We start from the raw sequence: 19,913 nt of genomic DNA on the forward strand, positions 1-19,913 counted from the left end.
GCTGGGTGTACAGCGCCTGGGCGGCGCTGCGCCCGGCCGAGGTCGCCACCGGTCGGCTCAGCGCCGCGAGGGTGCGCCGGCGCCGGTCGGCCGAGAAGGAGGCGAGGAGCACCCGGTCGTGCGCCCGGGTGCGCTCGATCGCGGCGGCCGTCGGACCGACCGCCGCGGCCGACTTCACGTCGATGTTGACCGCGAGGTCGGGCCACGCGCCGAGCAGCTCCTCCAGCCGGGGGACCGGTTCGGTGCCGCCGATCCGCGCCCGGCGCACCTGGTCCCAGGTGAGCGAGGCCACCGCACCGGTGCCGTCCGTCGTGCGGTCCAGGTGGCTGTCGTGCAGGGCGAGGGCGACCCCGTCGGCGGTCGCGTGCGCATCCGTCTCCACGTGGTCGAGCCCGAGCGCACGGGCCGCGTCGAACGCGGCCATCGAGTTCTCCCGCCCGGTGAGGTCGAAGCCCCGGTGGGCGAGCGCGAGGACCGGGTGTCGGGAGTCGAGGTAGCCCACACCGAGCACTGTAGAGCGTCGAACATCTGTTCGATACACTCGGTGCGTGCGACACGAACCCGGGCGGACGGTGGCCAACCGCGAGCTGCCCGACCAGATCCCGACGCGCCCCTCGGGGGACGTGCCGGTGATCGTCCGGGTCGTGTGGGCCGACGGGCGTGAGGAGTGGCGGCCGGCCCGTGCGGTGCGCTGGACGGCCACGCACGTCATGGTCGCCTGGCGGGACGACGAGGCGGACTCGCGCTCGGAGCGGCACGAGTGGCTGCGGGCGGGTGACGTCGCCCGGGCGGTGAGCTGGCTGGTGCCCCCGGGTCGTGCGGTGTGACATCCGTCATGCACGGTCGCGGCGCGTCTCGCGCGGGACCTAGGTCCGTGCACGGGGAGGGCTCTCCGGCTAGCGTCGCCCCAGGCGTGCATCCCGCGCCGCGCGGCCACGTGCCGCACGAGCCCCGACGGGCATCGGCGACCCCGGTGCCCGTCGCGGTGTGCTGGGGCCCGGCCGGGCCCGGCCGGGACGAGCGGGCCGAGTCGGCCGCGCCGAGCAGGACAGGTGGTCCAGGACATGGCTGACCCCCAGGGTTTCTTGAACCTGCGGCACCGTGAGCTGCCGCCGGACCGTCCGGTCCCGGTGCGCCTGCTCGACTGGCAGGAGGTGCACACGCACCTCGCCGGCGACCCGGACGCGATCGCGCTCGTGCAGCGGCAGGCCGCGCGCTGCATGGACTGCGGCGTGCCGTTCTGCCACCACGCGTGCCCGCTGGGCAACCTCGTCCCCGAGTGGAACGACCTGGCCTGGCGCGGGCAGTGGGCCGATGCGGCCGACCGGCTGCTGGCCACCAACAACTTCCCGGAGTTCACCGGCCGGGTCTGCCCCGCGCCGTGCGAGGCGGCCTGTGTGCTCGGGCTCACCGACCCGGCCGTCACGATCAAGAACACCGAGATCGCGATCGTCGAGGAGGCGTTCGGCCGCGGCCTGGACACCCCGCAGGTGCCGCACTGGTTCACCGGTCGCACCGTCGCGGTCGTCGGCTCCGGTCCGGCCGGTCTGGCGGCGGCGCAGCAGCTCACGCGGGCCGGGCACACGGTCGCGGTGTACGAGCGGGCCGAGGAGCCCGGCGGCCTGCTGCGGTTCGGCATCCCGGAGTACAAGCTCGAGAAGCACGTGGTCGACCGGCGGATCGAGCAGATGCGCGCCGAGGGCACCCGGTTCTGGACGGGTATCGAGGTGGGCGGCGACCAGGTGAGCGGGTCGGACCTGCGCGCGCGCTACGACGCCGTGGTGCTGGCCGTCGGCTCGACCACCCCGCGCGACCTGCAGGTGCCCGGCCGCGAGCTGCCCGGGGTGCTGCAGGCCATGGAGTACCTGCCGCAGGCGAACCGGGCCGCGGTGGGTCGCCCGCCGGCCGACCAGGTGCTGGCCGCCGGCAAGCACGTCGTGGTGATCGGCGGCGGCGACACCGGTGCCGACTGCCTGGGCACCGCGCTGCGCCAGGGCGCCGCCTCGGTGACGCAGCTCGAGATCATGCCGCGCCCGCCGCAGGAGCGTCCGGACTCCCAGCCCTGGCCGACCTACCCGATGGTGTTCCGGGTCGCCAGCGCCCACGAGGAGGGCGGTGAGCGCCTGTACGCGGTGAGCACGACGGCCTTCGTCGGCGAAGACCGGGTGCGTGCGCTGCGCCTGGTCGACGTCGAGCTGGTGGACGGCCGCGTGGTCCCACGGCCGGGGACCGAACGCGAGATCCCGGCCGACCTCGTGCTGCTGGCGATGGGGTTCACCGGGCCCGAGCGCAGCCCGCTGCTCGACCAGCTCGGCGTCACCCTCACCGCGCGCGGCACGATCACCCGCGACGAGGGCTTCGCGACGCAGGTGCCCGGGGTGTTCGTCTGCGGTGACGCCGGACGGGGTCAGTCGCTCGTCGTGTGGGCCATCGCCGAGGGGCGTTCGGCGGCCGCGGCGGCCGATGCGTTCCTGTCCGGCAGCACCCAGCTGCCCGCGCCCGTGCAGGCGAGCAGCCTGGCGCTGCGCGCCTGACGGCGTGGGGCTGCGCGCCTGACCAGGAGCGTCGGGCGCGCGGGCGGGGTCAGCCTGCCGGTGGGGTCAGCCCGCGGCCTGCACGGCTGCGGCGCGGGCGTCGCCGGTGAGCCCGAGGACGACGCGGGCGCCCAGCTTGCTCAGGGTGTTCTGCATCGGCGGGCCCATGTGGCCGGTGACGACGACCTGCACGCCGTGCTCGCGGCAGAACCGCACGATCCGCGCGTGGTGGGCGCCCTCGGCGCCCTGACCGTGCAGCTCGTCCCAGCCGACCTCGTGCTCCTGCCAGTCGACCACCTGGCCGTCGACGACGCGGGCGATCGCCACGTCGTGCGCCCGGCCCCAGCCACCCCCCACCTGGTCCGCGGCGAGGTTGACGGCGACGACGATGGCAGCGCTGGGGGTCTCAGTCATGAGAACCAGTCTCCCAGGAGCGCGCCCGGTCAGGAGTCCGCGGCGGCCTGCGCCCGGGACAGGTTCCAGGCCGCCCAGCCGTCGGGCGCCTCGTGCGGCAGCGAGGTGAGCAGCCGTGACCTGTCCGGTTCGGGCAGGTCACGGGCGGCCGGGACGGCGTCGGCGGAGAGCTCGGCCAGGTAGGGCAGGTCGAGCCCGTCGAGTGCGGTGGCCGTCGCGTTGTGCCGCACGATCTGGGCGTCGGGGTTCCACACGGCCAGGCCCAGCGCGGCGACGACGAGCGTGCCGACCAAGGCCCGCGGCAGCCACCCAGCCCGCCACCGGACGCCCGCGGCGATCACGAGCAGCAGCCCCGCGCCGAGCACGAGCTCGGCCCAGGTCGCCATCACCCGCAGCCGGGTGAGCCCGAAGGCGTCGACGTACAGGCCCATCCGCCGCAGCGCGAACGCGACCACACCGAGCGTCCCGAGGCACAGCAGACCCAGCCCCACCGTCGTCCAGAGCCGGTGGGTGGCGGTCGCCCGCGGTGCGCGGCGGGCCGCGACCGCGACGACGAGCAGGGTGAGCGCGGTGGCGAGCAGGAGCTGGCCGAAGCCCTGGCGGGCGTACTCGGCGTAGCTCAGACCCGCCCTCGCGAGCAGCTGGGCGGAGCCGCCGAGCAGGCCCGACACCTGGACGAGCACGAACGCCCAGACCAGCGCGTCCAGGGTGAGCACCGGGAGCAGCCACTCGTGCAGCCGGGCGGTGCGCGCCGGCGGGCGGTGGAACCGGGCGCCCGGTGGCGGTGTCGTCACCAGGTGGGCGAGTGCGGCCGCGGCACCGGCGGCCAGCAGCCCGAGCACGATGCGGGCCGGGGCGTCGGCGAGGTCGAGGTGGGGGAGCAGCCTGGCGAAGACCGGGTCGGCGGAGGCGAACAGCGCGCCGAACACGAGCGCGAGACCGACCGCGACCGCGACGGCAGCGGCCGCGCCGACCAGTGCGCGGACCGAGGAGTGCGCCCGCCCCACCAGGCCGCGCGTCATCCACGGCAGGGTGCGCACGGCCGTGGCCGCCCCGGTGAGCGGGCTGGCGAGCACGGCCAGCGGCGAGCGGGCACCGGTCGCGGCGACCAGCGCGGCGACGACCGCCACGAGCAGTGCGGTGACGAGCACCGGCGGGCTGTCCCGCACGGCGACGACGGCGACCAGGGCCACCGCGCCGACGGCCAGCGCCAGGTCGGCCCACCGACGCCGATGCACGAGCACGGGTGCCGCCGCCGCCCAGCCGGCGATCGTGAGGAGCACGAGACCGAGCCCGGGCCGTGAGGTGAGCACCACCGCGCCGAGCAGGCCGGTGACGCCGGCACCGGCGAGGACCGAGGCCGGCACCGGTGCGCGGTAGCCCTGCCAGAACGTCCTGGCCGCGAGGGTGAGCCGGTCGGGCTGCGGCGCCCGCGGTGGGGCCCACGAGGGGGCTGCTGCTGCGGCTGCGGGTTCCGGGACCGGCGGCGTCGACGTCATTCCTGAACGCTAGTGAGCGGCCGACGGCCGGTGCCGAGACGGGTGGCCGGGTTCGGTGCAGGGTTGGGGAGCCGCTGTGCAGATCCTGAGAACGGGTGTGCAGATCAGTCCTTGCGGGGCCGCCCCGGACCGCGCTGCGGCCGGGCTCCGGTGGGGGACCGGCCGGCCTCGGCGAGGGCGCGTCGCAGCAGCAGCTCGACCTGGGCGTTGAGCGAGCGCAGGTCGTCCGCGGCCCAGCGGGCCAGTGCCTCGTGCACGGCGGGGTCGAGGCGCAGCAGGACGGCCCGACGGCGCTGGGCGCCGTCGGGCTCGTCCTGCTCGGTGGGACTCACGTGTACAGGCTGCCCGTGTTGACCACGGGGGTCGCCCGGCTGTCGCCGCACAGCACGACGAGCAGGTTGGAGACCATGGCGGCCTTGCGCTCCTCGTCGAGGCTGACCACACCGTCGGACTCGAGGCGGGCGAGCGCCTCCTCGACCATCCCGACGGCGCCGTCGACGATCCGGGTGCGGGCGGCGATGATCGCGCCGGCCTGCTGGCGCTGCAGCATGGCCTGGGCGATCTCCGGGGCGTAGGCGAGGTTGGAGATGCGCGCCTCGACCACCTCGATGCCGGCGATGACGACGCGGGCGGCGACCTCGGCGGCGATCTCGGCCGAGACGACGTCGGTGGCGCCGCGCAGGGTCGCCTCGCCCTCGTCGGCGTGGTCGTAGGGGTGCGAGGTGGCCACGTGCCGCAGCGCCGACTCGGACTGCACGCGCACGAAGTCGACGTAGTCCTGCACCGCGAAGGTGGCCTTGGCCGTGTCGGCGACCTGCCAGACGATGATCGCCGCGATGTTGATCGGGTTGCCGTCGGCGTCGTTGACCTTGAGCTCGCTGGTCTCGAAGTTGCGCACCCGCACCGAGACGTTGCGCCGCACGGACAGCGGCAGGGTCCAGACCAGGCCGGTGCGCCGGATGGTCCCGACGTAGCGACCGAAGAACTGCACGACGCGCGTCTGCCCGGGGCTCACGACGGCGAGGCCGGTGAACAGGGCGACGGCGACGAGCATGCCGACCGCGCCCACCACGCCCCAGGCGTCCTGCCCGGCGTCGGCCGCCGCGAAGGCGGCCACCGAGCCGGCGATGAGGCCGAGCGCCGCCAGGGTGACGAGGAGGGCGACACCGGCCGGCGCGGCGGGTGCGGTGCGTTCGTCGATGTCCACGCGGGTGCCGTCGTGACCGACGGGGACGCCGGTCGGTTCGCCGCCGACGGAACCTGCCGGCTGGAGGTCGTTCATGGTGCTCACGTCCTTCGGATCGCCCGGACCGTCCGGAGCGATATCAAAGTGATATCACATTTGTCGCGGGTGGCGGAAGGGGTGGTCGGCAGTCCGTTGCGAACTTGTAGATGGCAAGAGTTGCCATATGCAAGTGTTCGGTGCATCCTGGTGCCGTGCCCCTCACCGACCAGCTGGTTGCCGCCACCCCTGCGGCCCGGCCGTCGGTCTCGACCGCCACCGCGCAGATCGAGACGCTGCGTGCGCTCGAGGACCTCAACCGGGCCCAGCGGGCCGTCGCACAGGCCATCCACGAGAGCGTCGACGCGCCCGTCGCAGGCGTCGCGATCGTCCGGATGCTCGCGCGCCACGAACCCCGCACCCTCGGGGAGGTGGCGGCCGCGCTGCGGGTCGACCTGTCCGTGGCCAGCCGCCAGGTCAGCTGCCTGGTCGACCAGGGCATGGTCGAGCGCAGCATCGACGACGCCGACCGGCGGATCCGCACGCTGCGCCTCACCGAGGCCGGCCGGGAGCTGTCCGAACGGGTCGGCGCCGAGCTGGCCCGCCGCACGGCCATCGGCTTCGCCAGCTGGACCGTCGAGGAGCTGCACGAGGCCGTCGGTGTGCTCGAACGCCTCGCCGAGGCCGTCGCCGCGTCCAGCCGTACCGGCCCCGCGGCACCTCCGTCTGCCCCCGCGGCACCTCCCGTCTGACCCCGCGTCACCGCACCTGCACCACCCCGAACGCCTGACCTTGCCCGCCCGGGCCACCCACCACGCCCAGGCTCCGAAGAACGCCACGATGAGGCCCCGCCATGAGCTCGTCCGCCACCTCCGCCAGCACGACCCCCGCGGTCGCGACCAGTGCTCCCGCCGCCCCGACCGGCCGGCCCGCCATGAGCCGCCGTGAGGTGCTCGAGTCGCTGTCCGGCATCCTGCTCGGGATGTTCGTGTCCGTGCTGGCCACGAGCGTCGTCTCGTCCTCGTTGCCGCGGATCATCGCCGACCTGCACGGGTCGCAGTCGTCGTTCACCTGGGTGGTCACCGCCACGCTGCTGGCCACCACGGTGTCCACGCCGATCTGGGGCAAGCTCGCCGACCTCGTCGACCGCAAGGTGCTCATCCAGGTCGCCCTCGTGATCTCCGTGCTGTCCTCGGCCGTGGCCGGGATGGCGCAGGGCGTCGCCGAGCTCATCGCGGCCCGGGCGGTCCAGGGCATCGGGGCCGGCGGCCTCATGTCGCTGTCCGTCGTGCTGATCGCCGACATCATCAGCCCGCGGGAGCGAGGCCGGTACATGGGCCTCACCGGTGCCGTGATGGCGGTGGCCACCACGGGCGGGCCGTTGCTCGGCGGTGTCATCACCGACGGCCCGGGCTGGCGCTGGAACTTCTACGTCGGTCTGCCGTTCGCCGTGCTCGCGCTCGTCGTGCTGCAGCGCACGCTGCACCTGCCGTCCGTGCCGCGCCGCCGGCCCCGCCTGGACTACGCCGGTGCGGCGCTGCTGAGCGCCGGTGTCACGCTCCTGCTGCTGTGGGTCACGTTCGCCAGCACCTCCTACCCGTGGGTCTCCTGGCAGTCGGCGGCCATGGTGGCCGGTGCGCTCGGGCTGCTGGCCGGCGCCGTCGTCGTCGAGTCCCGGGCCGCCGAACCGCTCATCCCGCTGCACCTGTTCACCAACCGGACCTTCGTGCTGGCGGTCATCGGCAGCGCCTCGGTCGGCGTCTCGATGTTCGGCACCTCGGTGTTCCTCGCCCAGTACATGCAGCTGGCGCGCGGACGCACCCCGACCGCCTCCGGGCTCATGACCATCCCGATGATGGCTGGGCTGTTCATCGCCTCGACGCTGTCCGGCCAGATCGTCTCGCGCACCGGCCGGTACAAGCCGGTGATGCTCGTCGGCGCCGTGCTCCAGCTCGTCGGGCTGGCCGCGATGGGCTCGATCCACTGGGACACCGGCTTCTGGTTCGTGGCGCTCGCGATGGCCGTGCTGGGCTCCGGGATCGGCATGCTCATGCAGAACTTCGTGCTCGCGGTGCAGAACACCCTCGACGTCCGGCAGATCGGGGTGGGCACGGCCTCGGTCACCTTCTTCCGCACGCTCGGCGGGGCGATCGGGGTCTCCGTGCTCGGCGCCGTGCTCTCGACTCGGGCGAGCGACCTCATCGCCGACGGGCTGGCCCGGCTCGGGGTGCACACCGGCGCGCTCGGTGGCGGCACGCTGCCCGACCTGGCGACCCTGCCCGGACCGGTCCGGACGGTGGTCGAGCAGTCCTTCGGGGACGCGATCGCCGAGCTCTTCCTGCTGGCCGTGCCGATGGCCGTGGTGGCGCTGGTCGCGGTAATCGCGCTGCGCGAGGTGCCGCTGCACCACCGGACCGGGCTGGAGCAGCGCGCCGAGGTCGAACGGCTCATCGAGCAGGAGCCGCAGGCCGCCGACGTCGAGGTCGCCGCCGTGCCGGGCCCGCCGCGCACCTGACGACCACGCGTGACCTGGCAGACAGTGCGGCCCCCTCGACCCCTGCGGACGACTAAGTTGAGCGCGGGGCGGATGAGGACATCAGCCGGGCCTCCCGGTACTCCGCCGCCATCGACGAGAACCAGGAGACGAACGTGACGTCGACCATGACAGCGACGACGGACGACGAGGTCACCGTCCACGCGATGACCATCGGCGTGCCGAAGGAGAACCGGCCGGGCGAACGCCTGGTCGCGGCCACCCCCAAGACCGTCGGGCAGCTCGTGGCACTGGGCTACGAGGTCCACGTCCAGGAGGGCGCCGGCGCGGCCGCGAACTTCCCCGACGAGGAGTACACGGCGGCCGGTGCGGTGGTCGGCCCGGCGGGCGACGCCTGGTCGGCCGACATCGTGACGGCCGTGAACGCCCCGTCCGAGGCCGACCTCGCCGCGCTGCGCACCGGCGCCACGCTGGTCTCGGTGCTCGGCCCGGCCGCGCACCCGGACCTGGTCGCGACGCTCGCGGAGCGCGGGGTGACGGCGCTCGCGCTCGACGCCGTGCCGCGCATCTCCCGCGCCCAGGCCCTCGACGTGCTCTCGACCATGTCGAACGTCGCGGGCTACCGCGCCGTCATCGAGTCGGCCGAGGAGTACGGCGGCATGTTCGGCGGTCAGGTGACCGCCGCCGGCAAGACCGCACCGGCCAGCGTGTTCGTCATCGGTGCGGGTGTGGCCGGTCTGGCCGCGCTCGGCGCCGCCGCCAGCATGGGTGCCCAGGTGCGTGCGTTCGACGTGCGGCCCGAGGTCGGCGAGCAGATCGAGTCGATGGGCGCCACCTTCGTCCAGGCGAAGGCGGCCCAGCAGGAGGTCAGTGCCGACGGGTACGCCGCGGCGCTCACCGCCGAGCAGGAAGCGCTCACCCAGGAGATGTACGCGGCCGAGACGGCGCGCGCCGACATCGTCATCACCACCGCCCTGGTCCGCGGCACCGCACCGCGCACCATCACCGCCGCGATGGTCGCCGCCATGCGCCCCGGGTCGGTCATCGTCGACCTGGCCGCCTCCGGTGGCGGCAACTGCGAGCTCACCGTGCCGGGCGAGCGCGTGGTCACCGACAACGGTGTGGTGATCCTGGGCTACACCGACCTCACCAGCCGGATGCCCAAGCACACGTCGCAGCTGTTCGGCACCAACGTGGTCAACCTGCTCAAGCTGCTCACCCCGGCCAAGGACGGGCAGCTCGTGCTCGACCTGGAGGACCCGGTGCAGCGGGGGATGACGGTCGCCCGCGCCGGTGAGGTGCTGTGGCCGCCGCCCCCGGTGCAGGTCTCGGCGGCCCCGGCCGCCGCGGCGCCTGCGGCCCCGGTCGAGGACCCGGCCGTCCGGGCGGCGCGTGAGGCCGCCGCGGCCAAGGCGTCGATGCGCAAGCGGCTCGTCTCGTCGGCGGTCGCGGCTGCGCTCGTCGTGCTCGCCGTGACGTTCTCCCCGGCGAGCTTCGTCGGCGCGTTCACGGTGTTCGCGCTCGCCGTCGTCGTCGGGTTCTACGTGATCAGCGGGGTGTCGCACTCGCTGCACACGCCGCTCATGGCCCAGACCAACGCCATCTCCGGGATCATCCTGGTCGGCGCGCTGCTGCAGATCGGCTCGACGGACCCGCTCGTCATGGGCATGTCCTTCGTCGCGGCCTCGATCGCCTCGATCAACATCTTCGGCGGGTTCCTGGTGTCCTACCGGATGCTCGGCATGTTCAAGAAGGAGGCGTGAGCATGCTGCTCCACTTCGTGCAGGGCCTGTACATCGTCGCCGGTGTGCTGTTCATCCTGTCCCTGGCCGGGCTGTCCAAGCAGGACACCGCCCGGATGGGCAACGTCGCCGGCATGGTCGGCATGGTGCTCGCGCTCGGCGCGACCATCACCCACTCGCTGTGGCTGTCCTCGCAGGACCCGACCGGGCGCCGCTCGGTGCTGGTCACCCTGCTGCTCATCCTGCTCGTGCTGGCCATCGGGGCCTCGATCGGCATCCCGATCGCCCGCAAGGTCGAGATGACGCAGATGCCTGAGCTCATCGCGATGCTGCACTCGTTCGTCGGCATGGCGGCCGTGCTCGTCGGCTTCAACTCCTTCAGCGAGGGCGGCGACGCGGTGCACCTGGTCGAGGTCGCGCTCGGCGTGTTCATCGGCGCATACACCTTCACCGGGTCGATCGTCGCCTACCTCAAGCTGTCGGCGAAGATGAAGTCCGCACCGCTCACGCTGCCCGGGCGCAACATGCTCAACCTGGGCGCGTTCGTCGTGTTCTTCGTGCTCATGGTGTGGTTCGTGGTCGTGGGCAAGACCCCGTCCGGGCTGGGCTGGGCGTTGATCCTGGTGATCGCCGCGCTCGCGTTCGCCCTCGGCTTCCACATGGTGGCCGCGATCGGCGGCGGCGACATGCCGGTCGTCGTGTCGATGCTCAACTCGTACTCCGGGTGGGCCGCGGCGGCTGCCGGGTTCATGCTGGGCAACAACCTGCTCATCATCACCGGGTCCCTCGTCGGGTCCTCCGGTGCGATCCTCTCGTTCATCATGTGCCGGGCGATGAACCGCTCGTTCGTCTCGGTGATCCTCGGCGGCTTCGGCTCCGAGGGCGGGACCGTGCTCACCTCGGCCGCGGTCGAGGGCGAGCACCACGAGATCGACGCCGCGAGCACCGCCCAGCTGCTGTGGGACGCCTCCTCGGTCATCATCACCCCCGGCTACGGCATGGCCGTGGCCAAGGCGCAGTACCCGGTCGCCGACCTCACCGCGCGGCTGCGGGCGCACGGGGTTGACGTGAAGTTCGGGGTGCACCCGGTGGCGGGTCGGCTGCCCGGGCACATGAACGTGCTGCTCGCCGAGGCGAAGGTGCCGTACGACATCGTCCTGGAGATGGACGAGATCAACCCGGACTTCGCCCACACCGACGTCGTGCTGGTCATCGGTGCGAACGACACCGTCAACCCGGCGGCGCTGGACGACCCGGGCTCACCGATCGCCGGCATGCCGGTGCTCGAGGTGTGGAACGCCAAGCAGGTCGTCGTGTTCAAGCGCTCGATGGCCACCGGCTACGCGGGGGTGCAGAACCCGCTGTTCTTCAAGGAGAACACCGCGATGCTGTTCGGTGACGCCAAGACGCGGGTCGACGACATCATCGCCGCGCTGCCGGCCGCCGAGCCGGCCGCGACGGGTGCCCGCACCGCCAGCTGACCCCGACCGGTCACCTGTCGACAGGCCCGTGCCCCTCGTGGGGTGCGGGCCTGTCGGCCGTCGTGGCCGTGGGCCGGGCGGCCGTCGTGGCCCGGCGGGTCCGGTCTCAGCCGAGCCGTTCGCGCAGCGCCGCGTAGGTGGTGAGCAGGTCGCCGCGCAGCGCCACCTGGAGCTGCCCGTGCTGCCGCACCACGATCGCCACCTGCGGCAACGCGCCCAGACCGGCCTCGTCGGCGGCGCCGTCGTCGTGCAGCACGAACCGCAGCCGGGCCCAGCAGTGCGTGAGCTCGGCGACGTTCGCCGGACCGCCGACGAGGGGGAGCAGCCGGTCGGCGAGCTCGTCGGCGTCGCTCACCGGCTGGCCGCCCGTGGGGTGGTCAGCCGGTACACGTGCAACGTGAGGTAGAGCAGCTCCTCACCGGTGAGGGTCCAGCCGTAGCGTTCGCCGAGCAGCCTGGCGACGTCCTGCGCGCAGGCGAACTCCCGTGGCCGGGCCGCCCGGACCGCGTCGTGCAGCTCGTCGGCCGTCCCGGAGAGCAGACCGCCGTGCCGCTCCCGCAGGAACAGGTAGCGCAGGTGGGTGACGAACCGGGCCACCGCGACCGACTCGGCGTCGATGTCCACCTCGAACTGCGAGCGGATGAGGGCGAGCACCTCGCCGAGCACCTCGGTCATCCGGACGGTCGCGTCCAGGTCCTGGCCGAACTGGGCGTTGACGAAGTGCAGCGCCAGCGGGACCGCCTCGACGTCGGGGAGCACCACGCCGGTGCGCTGCGCGATGAGGCCGAGCGCCTCCCGGCTGAAGTCGACCTCGGCCGGGTACAGGTACTGCACCTCCCAGCGCAGCGGGTACTCGATGGGCGCCGACCCCTCGCGGACCCGGCGCAGCGCAAAGCTCACGTGGTCGGCCAGCGGGACGAGCACGTGGTCGGCGACCTGCGGCCCGAGCCGTTCGCGCGCCGCGCGCAGGATCTCCTCGGTCACCTCGATGTCGGCGATCGGGATCTCCTCGATGAACGCCGCGAGCTTCTCGGCGCTCTGCGTCTGGGAGGACACGACGAACCGCTTCTCGACGAGCCCCTCGTCGACGGGGGTGCCGGGGGTCACCTGGAAGCCCAGTCCGCGGCCCAGCAGGACGAGCTCGGCGTCGCGGTCGTCGACGGCGAGCACGACGTTGTTGTTGAAGACCTTGCGGACCTTCACGCCCCTCCTCCTTCGTCGCAGGCTGCGCCTGCACCTTCGTCGTCCGGTGCGGGACCGTCAAGGCTCGGACCCGCACCGGCGTGCTGTGTCAGCCGGGCAGCCCGTTGGCCGCGATGACCTTCTGGTACCAGCCGAAGCTGTCCTTGCGGTGGCGGGCGAGGCTGCGCAGGTCGTCGTCCGTGCGGTCCACGTAGATGAAGCCGTACCGCTTGGCGACCCCCTGGTGCGTGCTCACCAGGTCGATGGCGGACCACGGGCAGTAGCCGAGCACGTCGACCCCGTCGCCGATGGCCCGCTGGATCTGCTCGATGTGCGCGGCGAGGTACTCGATGCGGTACGGGTCGTGCACGCTGCCGTCCGGCTCGAGGGTGTCGAACGCGCCCAGGCCGTTCTCGGTGACCAGGAGCGGCAGGTGGTAGCGGTCGTAGATCGCCCGGAACGTCATCCGGAAGCCGACCGGGTCGATCTCCCACCCGAAGGCATTCTTCGGCAGCCACGGGTTGGGCACCGCGGTGAACAGCCCCGGCATGCCGACGGCGATCTGCTGGTCCATGCCCTCGGGGGCGTCCACCGAGCCGTCGCGGGCGGGTGCGGCGACGGTGTGGGTGGCGTAGTAGTTGAACGCCAGGAAGTCCGGGTGGGCGGCGGCGAGCACCTGGGCGTCGCCGGGGTCGACGGTGGGCGCCTGGCCGGTGGCCTGCAGGTGCGCCCAGGCCACCGGGTGGTAGCGCCCGTGCACCGCGACGTCGAGGTACAGCCAGTTGCGCACCGCGTTGAAGTCGTCCGCCGCGATGACGTCGGCCGGGTCCGGTGAGGCGGGGTAGACGTAGGCGATGTTCGGTGCGGGCCCGATGAGCGCGCCGGGCAGCTGCTCGTGCAGCGCCGCCATGGCCCGCGCCTGGGCGAGCAGCATGTGGTGGTTCTTCTGGTAGACGTTGACGTCGCGGTTGGCGGGGCCGTCGAGGATGTCCAGCTGCTGGCCGTGCAGCACCATCATGTTCTGCTCGTTGATGGTCAGCCAGTAGCGGACGGCGTGGCCCAGCTCGCGGTAGAGCAGCTGCGCGTACCGCACGAACGCGTCGATCGTGGCGCGCGACCCCCAGCCGCCCTTGAGCGCGAGGGCCTGTGGCAGGTCGAAGTGGTAGAGCGTGACGACGGGTTCGATGCCGTGCTCGACGAGCAGGTCGACGAGCCGGCGGTAGAAGGCCAGACCCGCCGGGTTGACCTCGCCGTCGCCGTCGGGGATCACGCGGCTCCACTGCACGGAGAACCGGTACGCCGTCAGGCCCAGCTCGGCGAACAGTGCGACGTCCTCCTCCAGGTGGTGGTAGTGGTCGGAGGCGACGGTGTAGTCGGCGGTCCCGGCAGGGAAGTCCGTCCGGGCGTCGACGACGGACGGGCCCTTGCCGTCCGCGTCCCAGCCGCCCTCGACCTGGTAGCCCGAGGTGGACGCTCCCCACAGGAAGCCGTCCGGGAACGGCGGCAACGGGTGGTCGAGCATGGTGGTCCTTTCGTGGGGGAGCGACGGGTCGGGGAGGGACGCGACGCCCCTCCCCGACCCGCGTGGCGCGGTCAGCCGACGAGGTCGAGCGCGGGCTCACGGGCCCCGCGCTGGCCTGCGGCGACGGGCACGACCTGCGTGAAGGCGCCCTGCTGGGTGACGATGAGCACCGTCGTCGGGTCGAACCCGGCGGCCCGGATCCCGGCGATGTCGAACTCGTCGATGAGGTCGCCCGCGCTCACCCGCTGACCGGCCTGCACCTGCGGCGTGAAGTGCTCGCCACCCAGCTCGACCGTGTCCAGCCCGATGTGCACGAGCACCTCGAGGCCGTTGTCCGCCCGGATGCCGAACGCGTGCGGCATCACCGTGACGAGCGTCCCGCTGATCGGGGCGTACGCCTTGCCCTCGGTCGGGACGATGGCCACCCCCGGGCCCATCGCGCCGGACGAGAAGACCTTGTCCGGGACCTCGGACAGCGCCAGGACCTGGCCGGAGACCGGGAGCCCGACCGTGACCTCGTCACCGGAGACCGTGGCGTCGACGGGTGTGGCCTCCGCGGAGTCCGTGGCCGGCAGGTCCGTGAAGCCGAGCGTCATGGTGAGGACGAAGGCGATGACGATCGCCAGACCCGTCCCGATCAGCTGCATGGCGAAGTTGCCGATGTTCATCGTGGCGGTGAGCGTGATCGCCCCGGGCAGCACGAAGCCCTCGGCCGCCGAGCCGCCGGCCGCGGCGATCGCGCCACCCACCGCGCCGCCGATGCACGCGTAGATGAACGGCTTCTTCAGCCGCAGCGTCACACCGTAGATCGCGGGCTCGGTGACACCGGCGAGGAACGCGGAGATCGTGGCCGGACCGGCGACCTCCTTGAGCTGGCGGTTCCTGGTCTTGAGGAAGACCGCGGCCGCGGCCCCGGACTGGGCGAGCACCGCAGCGAACAGCGGCCCGGTGATGAGCGAGTACCCCTGGGTCGCCAGGTCCTGGACGATGACCGGGATGAACCCCCAGTGCACCCCGAAGATGACGAAGACCTGCCAGAACGCCCCCATGAGCGCACCGCCGATGACCGGCGACAGGCCCCAGAACCAGTTGACCGCCGCCGACAGGCCCTGCCCGGCGTAGTCCGACAGCGGGCCGATGGCCAGGAAGGTGAGCGGCACGACGACCATGAGCGTGAACATGGGGGTGAGGAAGTTGCGCAGCGCCTCGGGCAGGATCGTGGTGAAGAAGCGCTCGATGTAGCCCTGCGCCCAGACTGCCAGGATGATCGGGATGACCCCCGACAGGTAGCTGATCATGACGACGGGGATGCCGAAGAACGTGAGCGAGCCGCCCGCGTCGGCGAAGCCCTTGAGCGTGAGGCTGGCGCCGTCCGGCCCGGCGATCACACCGATCGTCGAGGAGTAGATGAGCGCGCCGGCCAGGGCGACGGCCACGAACTGGTTGGCCTTGAACCGCTTGGCCGCCGTGATGGCCAGCAGGATCGGCAGGAACTGGAAGACCGCGTCGGCCGTGGTGAACCAGATCGCGTAGGTCGACGTGGTGGCGAAGCTCGGCGTGATCTTGACGACGACGGCGAGCAGGGCCTTGAGCAGACCGGTCCCGGCCAGCACCCACAGGAACGGGGTGAAGATGCTGGTGATGAGGTCGATCGCCTTGGCGAGCAGCCCGCCGGACGAGCCACCCTCGCCGGTGGCCACACCCGAGGTGGCGGTGAGCGCCTCGTAGACGTTGGCCACCGTGTTGCCGATGACGACCTGGAACTGGCCGCCGGCCTCGACGACCGTGATGACGCCCTGGGTGGCCTCGACGGCGGCCTTGTCGGCCTTGTCTCGGTCGTTCAGGACGAAGCGGAGCCGGGTGGCGCAGTGCGTCACGGACCTGATGTTGGACGGTCCACCGACGCCACGCAGGACGTCGGCGGCGACCTTCTCGTACTTGCTGGCGGATGCCACGATTCCTCCTCGAACCGAAGTCGTCGCGCGGGTGAGGGGAATGCCCACGGGCAACAAAAAAGACCCAAGCTCACGGACGACGCCCACCACAGATGGACCAGTCGTCGGAGCTCGGGTCTTGCCTGAACCGCAGTAACAATCCCAGAGTCACGCGGGGCGCGCGTAGGCGTCCCGCACGCAAACTAGCCCGTCGTCCAGGTCATGTAAAGCCCTCGCGGACGTCTAGCATCGGTCGACGTGTCCGCCCCTCGTCCCCTCACCTGGTACCTCGTCCGCCATGGCCGCACCCGGTACAACGACGAGGTCCGGCTGCAGGGCTGGTGCGACTCCGAGCTGACGCAGGAGGGCCTGGCCGGGGTGCGGGCGACGGCGCAGGCGTTGGCGGACGTCCCGTTCGTCTCGGCGTGGACCAGCCCGTCGGGCCGTGCGGCCGCCACGGCCGCCGAGATCCTGCAGTTCCACCCCCAGGTGCCGCTCACCTCGGACGAGGACCTCATGGAGTTCAGCTTCGGCGACTACGAGGCGCGCCCCGAACCCGAGCTGTGGGCCGTCGTCGACCCGCAGACCCTGTTCACCGGCGTGCGCACCGGGCGCGGGCAGACGTTGCCGGGCGGGGAGCCGTCCGACGTCTACCTGCGGCGGGTGGGCCGGGCCTTCGCCCGGGTCGCGGCGGCGCACCCCGACGGCGGTGCGGTGCTCGTCGTCAGCCACGGCGTGACGCTGCTCACGCATCTGACCCAGCAGGGCCTCGAACCGCCGACCTCGCTGCCGAACGCCAGCGTCACCGTGCTGACCAGCGGCGACGGCGGTCTTGAGCTGGTGCGCTTCGGCTGGGACCCGTCGGGTCGGGCGGTGCCGGGGCAGCCGCTCGCGCACGGCACGCTCGGCCGCCCGGACGGTCAGACCGAGCCCGCGGGGCCGGGCGCGGTTTGACGCCACCGGCACCGGCGGGTAGAACCGGGGTGCAGGATTGTGACCACCTGGTGGGCAAGACCTGGCGCTGTGTGCGCCAGGTCTTTTTCTTTGCCCCCGGGTCGAGGAGAGGACCGCCATGCCCGAACGTGTCGCGACCATCGGCTCCGCCAGCGGGCTGCACGCCCGTCCGGCGGCGCTGTTCACCCAGGCTGCTGCGGCGGCCGGCCACGAGGTCTCGATCGCACGCGAGGGAGGACCGGCGGTCCCGGCCGCCAGCGTCCTCATGGTGATGTCGCTCGGGCTCAAGCAGGGCGACCAGGTGGTGCTCTCGGCGCCCGACGAGGCCGCCGGAGCGGCCCTGGCCGACCTGGCCGACCTGCTCGCCCGGGACCTCGACGCGCAGTAGGCGTCACCCGGCCGGGCGCTGCGGGGTGCCGTGCAGCGCCCGCGCGCCGATGCCCCTACCCTTCCGAACATGGTGCGACTCCTGCTGCGGACAGCGGTCTTTCTCGGCTCCTCGGCTCTCGGCCTGCTGGTGGCCTGGCTCGTGCTGCGGCCCCGGTTCGCCCTGCACCCGCAGGGGCTGATCGTCGCTGTCGTCGTGTTCGCCCTCGCCCAGAGCGTGCTCGCGCCGTTCATCGCGACGATGGCCAAGCGGTACGCCCCGGCGTTCCTCGGCGGGATCGGGCTGCTGTCCACGTTCGTCGCACTTCTGCTCGCCACGCTCATCGGCGGCGGTCTGACCATCAGCGGGGTGAGCACGTGGCTGCTCGCCAGCCTCGTCGTGTGGCTGGTCACGGCGCTGGCGACGTTCCTGCTGCCGGCGTTCGTGCTCAAGCAGAAGCTGGGCGGGCGTAGCGACGCCTGATCCGCCGCTGCCGGTCCCGGCGATGGCCGGGTGAGGGATCACCCGACCACCGCCGGTCGGTGCTCAGACGTACAGCGGCGTGAGCCGGTCGTACTCCTCGACGTCCGCATCGGCCAGGCAGGCCTCGATGATCGAGCGGCCCAGCGGGTCCAGGTCGGGCGTGAGGTACTGCACGAGCTCGCTCTTGAAGAAGTCGGTGAGGATGCTCGCGCCCGCGTCGTAGGCGGCCACCCCGACCTGCTCCTGGTACTCCGGCTGCAGCAGCGTCGGGCGGATCTGCTGCCCGTCGAGCTTGATCTCGGTGGGCCGGTAGCCGAACAGTGCGCAGCGTGCCGGCACGAGCTGGTCGCGGTAGATCCGGCCGCCACCGCGGCGGGCCAGGTACTCCCGGGTGAGCCACTCGGCGGCGAAACCGACCTTGTAGGCGCCGATGTGCTGGTTGGGCACGAGCACGTACCGGGTGCGGTTGTGCGCCACGATCTGGTCGAGCGCGAGGTTGGCGCCGCCGACCTTGGTGCCGGTGGAGAACGGCCAGAACGAGCCGACGCCCTCGGACACCAGACCGCCCTTGGCGATCTTCGCCTTGTCGGACTTCGACTCGCCGATCGACGGGTTCTTGTCACCGCGCGGTGCGATGAGCCGCCACAGCCACGCCAACGACGGCGGGATGACGTGGAACATGCCCATGATCCCGTAGGTCGGGTTCTCCTTGGTGCACAGCGGCATCCGGACGCCGAAGGTGCGCACGTCGACCTCGCGCGGCTCGGAGACCACGTGCCGGATGAACCGGCGGGGGATCACCACGCGCGGGTTCGGGCACGGCTTGCCGTTGGAGTCCAGGGTGTGGTCCCACGGCAGGCAGGTGGAGTCGGGCTGGCCGTTGAGCGAGAGGAACAGCAGCGGCTCCGGCGGGTTGATGACGGCCCGCTCGAAGGCCGGGTCGGCCCCGTACTCGGTGAGGCCGTCGACCCGCACGAACCAGCCGGCCTCGGCGTCCGTGACGACCAGGCGGCCTCGGTTGCGCTGCACCGACGGGTGGCACAGCGTCATGTCGTCGGTCACCGGCGACAGCGAGCAGACCTCGCCGAGGGTGATGTGGTACGGCTCGTCGCGCACCACGTTGACGCCCACGAGGATGCGGCCGTCGTCCTCGCGCCGGATCTCCTGGCACATCTCGGACTTGCCGCCGCCGGAGGCGCCCTCGTGCATGATCACGGTGTCGTTCTCGTACGGCGTCGTGACCCGCACGCTCGAGGCGTGCAGCGTCAGCCAGCTCTCCTGCTGCCCGATGTCGAGCAGCACCGAGAAGACGCCCTTCTTGGCGCTCGGGCCGGGGTAGACGTTGTAGGCGAACACCTCGTGCAGCGTCTTCGTGCGGTTGTGCACGACGACCTGGCGGCCCTCGAAGTGCGTCTGCCGGAACGGCGGGGCCAGGTAGAGGATCGAGCGTGGTGTGAACGGCCCGATCTCGTCGAACGTCACCCAGCCCTGCAGGTCGACGAGCGTGAGGGCGAAGAACGCCGCGTTGAGCGGCACGATCGCCAGCGACGGGTAGCCGTGGTCCGGGCCGCCCGCCTTGAACGGCACGACGACGAGCTCCTGGGTGCCCAGCCACGCGAGCGTCTCTCGGCGCACGGGCTCGAACGGGGCGCCGTAGACGTCGGCGTAGCGGGGCTTGTCCGTCGGCAGGTCGTCGGCGATACGCATGCAGTCGGGGTCGCGCCGGCGCATGTAGTCCTCGGGGTAGTTCACCGCGACGCCGTTCTTGCAGCGCGTGACGACGGCCTCGGTGACCGGGGAGCCGTTGACGTCGTAGGTGACCTCGAAGGTGGGCCCGCCGTCGGGTCCGAGGGCCAGTGCGTACAGCTCGGCCCGGGACGTCGGGACGACGAGGCGAGGACTCGAGGACAGCACCTCGGCGACCTCGGGGGCGAGGGTGAGACGGCCGAGGATGTCGGCTGCGGTCGTGGGCGAGCTCACGGGTGGTCTCCTTCCACACGGGCGGCGCGGGGACGGGCACCGACAGGCGTCCGCTGCGACCCGGCATCCCCGACGGGGACAACGAGCCCGTGACCTGGAGTTTAT

At 72.4% G+C, this 19,913-nt stretch carries 19 protein-coding genes; 9 read left to right on the plus strand and 10 right to left on the minus strand.

All coding sequences use genetic code 11. The features are described 5' to 3' along the window. Positions 1-502 (minus strand): glycerophosphodiester phosphodiesterase family protein (locus F2B26_RS03560; protein WP_268891092.1); only part of this gene is annotated, 502 nt, incomplete at its 3' end. A gap of 46 nt (positions 503-548) precedes the next feature. Here F2B26_RS03560 and F2B26_RS17390 point away from each other — a divergent pair. Next, a complete protein-coding gene (locus tag F2B26_RS17390) occupies positions 549-827 on the plus strand; it encodes a hypothetical protein (protein WP_235929480.1) in 279 nt (92 codons plus the stop codon). A gap of 237 nt (positions 828-1,064) precedes the next feature. Beyond that, positions 1,065-2,534: a glutamate synthase subunit beta gene (locus tag F2B26_RS03565; protein ID WP_159806513.1), complete on the plus strand. Its 1,470-nt coding sequence runs from the start codon at positions 1,065-1,067 to the stop codon at positions 2,532-2,534. A 66-nt stretch (positions 2,535-2,600) separates the two neighbouring features. Here the strand turns inward: F2B26_RS03565 and F2B26_RS03570 are convergent, their stop codons facing one another. The 4 genes from F2B26_RS03570 to F2B26_RS03585 all read right to left on the minus strand — a co-directional run bounded on the left by F2B26_RS03570 (position 2,601) and on the right by F2B26_RS03585 (position 5,729). Next, positions 2,601-2,948 (minus strand): NifB/NifX family molybdenum-iron cluster-binding protein, encoded by a 348-nt coding sequence (locus F2B26_RS03570; protein WP_159806515.1) that lies wholly within the window; start codon positions 2,946-2,948, stop codon positions 2,601-2,603. A gap of 29 nt (positions 2,949-2,977) precedes the next feature. Continuing rightward, on the minus strand, positions 2,978-4,447 hold the full coding sequence (locus tag F2B26_RS03575) for a DUF4153 domain-containing protein (protein WP_159806517.1): 1,470 nt from the start codon (positions 4,445-4,447) through the stop codon (positions 2,978-2,980). Positions 4,448-4,551: 104 nt separating this feature from the next. Continuing rightward, positions 4,552-4,779 carry a type II toxin-antitoxin system antitoxin gene (locus tag F2B26_RS03580; RefSeq protein ID WP_159806519.1) on the minus strand — a complete coding sequence of 76 codons (228 nt, stop codon included), beginning with the start codon at positions 4,777-4,779 and terminating at the stop codon, positions 4,552-4,554. Continuing rightward, on the minus strand, positions 4,776-5,729 hold the full coding sequence (locus F2B26_RS03585) for an SPFH domain-containing protein (protein ID WP_159806521.1): 954 nt from the start codon (positions 5,727-5,729) through the stop codon (positions 4,776-4,778). The genes F2B26_RS03580 and F2B26_RS03585 overlap by 4 nt, the downstream gene beginning before the upstream one ends. 155 nt (positions 5,730-5,884) lie before the next feature. Between F2B26_RS03585 and F2B26_RS03590 the strand changes: the two genes are divergently transcribed. From F2B26_RS03590 to pntB, 4 genes are all read left to right on the plus strand, one after another. Next, positions 5,885-6,421, plus strand: a complete 537-nt coding sequence (locus F2B26_RS03590) for a MarR family winged helix-turn-helix transcriptional regulator (protein ID WP_159806523.1) — start codon at positions 5,885-5,887, stop codon at positions 6,419-6,421. A gap of 101 nt (positions 6,422-6,522) precedes the next feature. Further along, a complete protein-coding gene (locus F2B26_RS03595; protein ID WP_159806525.1) occupies positions 6,523-8,184 on the plus strand; it encodes an MDR family MFS transporter in 1,662 nt (553 codons plus the stop codon). A gap of 185 nt (positions 8,185-8,369) precedes the next feature. Then, a complete protein-coding gene (locus F2B26_RS03600; protein WP_159806569.1) occupies positions 8,370-9,926 on the plus strand; it encodes a Re/Si-specific NAD(P)(+) transhydrogenase subunit alpha in 1,557 nt (518 codons plus the stop codon). 2 nt (positions 9,927-9,928) lie between these two features. Beyond that, positions 9,929-11,386, plus strand: coding sequence for a Re/Si-specific NAD(P)(+) transhydrogenase subunit beta (gene pntB / locus F2B26_RS03605; RefSeq protein WP_159806571.1), 1,458 nt, complete (start codon positions 9,929-9,931; stop codon positions 11,384-11,386). A gap of 106 nt (positions 11,387-11,492) precedes the next feature. Here the strand turns inward: pntB and F2B26_RS03610 are convergent, their stop codons facing one another. From F2B26_RS03610 to F2B26_RS03625, 4 genes are all read right to left on the minus strand, one after another. Further along, positions 11,493-11,741: a PTS sugar transporter subunit IIB gene (locus tag F2B26_RS03610; RefSeq protein WP_159806527.1), complete on the minus strand. Its 249-nt coding sequence runs from the start codon at positions 11,739-11,741 to the stop codon at positions 11,493-11,495. Next, positions 11,738-12,589, minus strand: a complete 852-nt coding sequence (locus F2B26_RS03615) for a PRD domain-containing protein (protein WP_159806529.1) — start codon at positions 12,587-12,589, stop codon at positions 11,738-11,740. Before F2B26_RS03615 ends, F2B26_RS03610 begins: the two co-directional genes overlap by 4 nt. 88 nt (positions 12,590-12,677) lie before the next feature. Next, complete coding sequence (locus F2B26_RS03620) at positions 12,678-14,090, minus strand: glycoside hydrolase family 1 protein (protein WP_159806531.1); 1,413 nt, start codon at positions 14,088-14,090, stop codon at positions 12,678-12,680. A gap of 71 nt (positions 14,091-14,161) precedes the next feature. Then, positions 14,162-16,045 carry a beta-glucoside-specific PTS transporter subunit IIABC gene (locus F2B26_RS03625; RefSeq protein ID WP_159806533.1) on the minus strand — a complete coding sequence of 628 codons (1,884 nt, stop codon included), beginning with the start codon at positions 16,043-16,045 and terminating at the stop codon, positions 14,162-14,164. Between the two features lie 237 nt (positions 16,046-16,282). Between F2B26_RS03625 and F2B26_RS03630 the strand changes: the two genes are divergently transcribed. From F2B26_RS03630 to F2B26_RS03640, 3 genes are all read left to right on the plus strand, one after another. Further along, positions 16,283-16,978 carry a histidine phosphatase family protein gene (locus F2B26_RS03630; protein ID WP_159806535.1) on the plus strand — a complete coding sequence of 232 codons (696 nt, stop codon included), beginning with the start codon at positions 16,283-16,285 and terminating at the stop codon, positions 16,976-16,978. Between the two features lie 118 nt (positions 16,979-17,096). After that, positions 17,097-17,366, plus strand: a complete 270-nt coding sequence (locus F2B26_RS03635; protein WP_159806537.1) for an HPr family phosphocarrier protein — start codon at positions 17,097-17,099, stop codon at positions 17,364-17,366. A gap of 69 nt (positions 17,367-17,435) precedes the next feature. After that, the gene (locus F2B26_RS03640; RefSeq protein WP_159806539.1) at positions 17,436-17,828 is read left to right on the plus strand and encodes a phage holin family protein; all 393 of its coding nucleotides are present in this window, start codon (positions 17,436-17,438) and stop codon (positions 17,826-17,828) included. A gap of 63 nt (positions 17,829-17,891) precedes the next feature. On the opposite strand, the gene F2B26_RS03645 is transcribed toward F2B26_RS03640, so the two are convergent. Continuing rightward, entirely contained in the window at positions 17,892-19,808 is a 1,917-nt protein-coding gene (locus tag F2B26_RS03645; RefSeq protein WP_235929481.1) for a DUF4914 family protein, read from the minus strand. Positions 19,809-19,913 lie beyond the last annotated feature (105 nt).

This window comes from Cellulomonas citrea (assembly GCF_009829685.1).
Lineage (GTDB): Bacteria > Actinomycetota > Actinomycetes > Actinomycetales > Cellulomonadaceae > Cellulomonas > Cellulomonas citrea.

Coding starts and splice junctions, on each gene's coding strand:
- F2B26_RS03565 (WP_159806513.1), top strand. CDS start 1,065: ATGGCTGACCCCCAGGGTTTCTTGAACCTGCGGCACCGTGAGCTGCCG.
- F2B26_RS03570 (WP_159806515.1), bottom strand. CDS start 2,948: ATGACTGAGACCCCCAGCGCTGCCATCGTCGTCGCCGTCAACCTCGCC.
- F2B26_RS03575 (WP_159806517.1), bottom strand. CDS start 4,447: ATGACGTCGACGCCGCCGGTCCCGGAACCCGCAGCCGCAGCAGCAGCC.
- F2B26_RS03585 (WP_159806521.1), bottom strand. CDS start 5,729: ATGAACGACCTCCAGCCGGCAGGTTCCGTCGGCGGCGAACCGACCGGC.
- F2B26_RS03595 (WP_159806525.1), top strand. CDS start 6,523: ATGAGCTCGTCCGCCACCTCCGCCAGCACGACCCCCGCGGTCGCGACC.
- F2B26_RS03600 (WP_159806569.1), top strand. CDS start 8,370: ATGACCATCGGCGTGCCGAAGGAGAACCGGCCGGGCGAACGCCTGGTC.
- pntB (WP_159806571.1), top strand. CDS start 9,929: ATGCTGCTCCACTTCGTGCAGGGCCTGTACATCGTCGCCGGTGTGCTG.
- F2B26_RS03620 (WP_159806531.1), bottom strand. CDS start 14,090: ATGCTCGACCACCCGTTGCCGCCGTTCCCGGACGGCTTCCTGTGGGGA.
- F2B26_RS03635 (WP_159806537.1), top strand. CDS start 17,097: ATGCCCGAACGTGTCGCGACCATCGGCTCCGCCAGCGGGCTGCACGCC.
- F2B26_RS03640 (WP_159806539.1), top strand. CDS start 17,436: ATGGTGCGACTCCTGCTGCGGACAGCGGTCTTTCTCGGCTCCTCGGCT.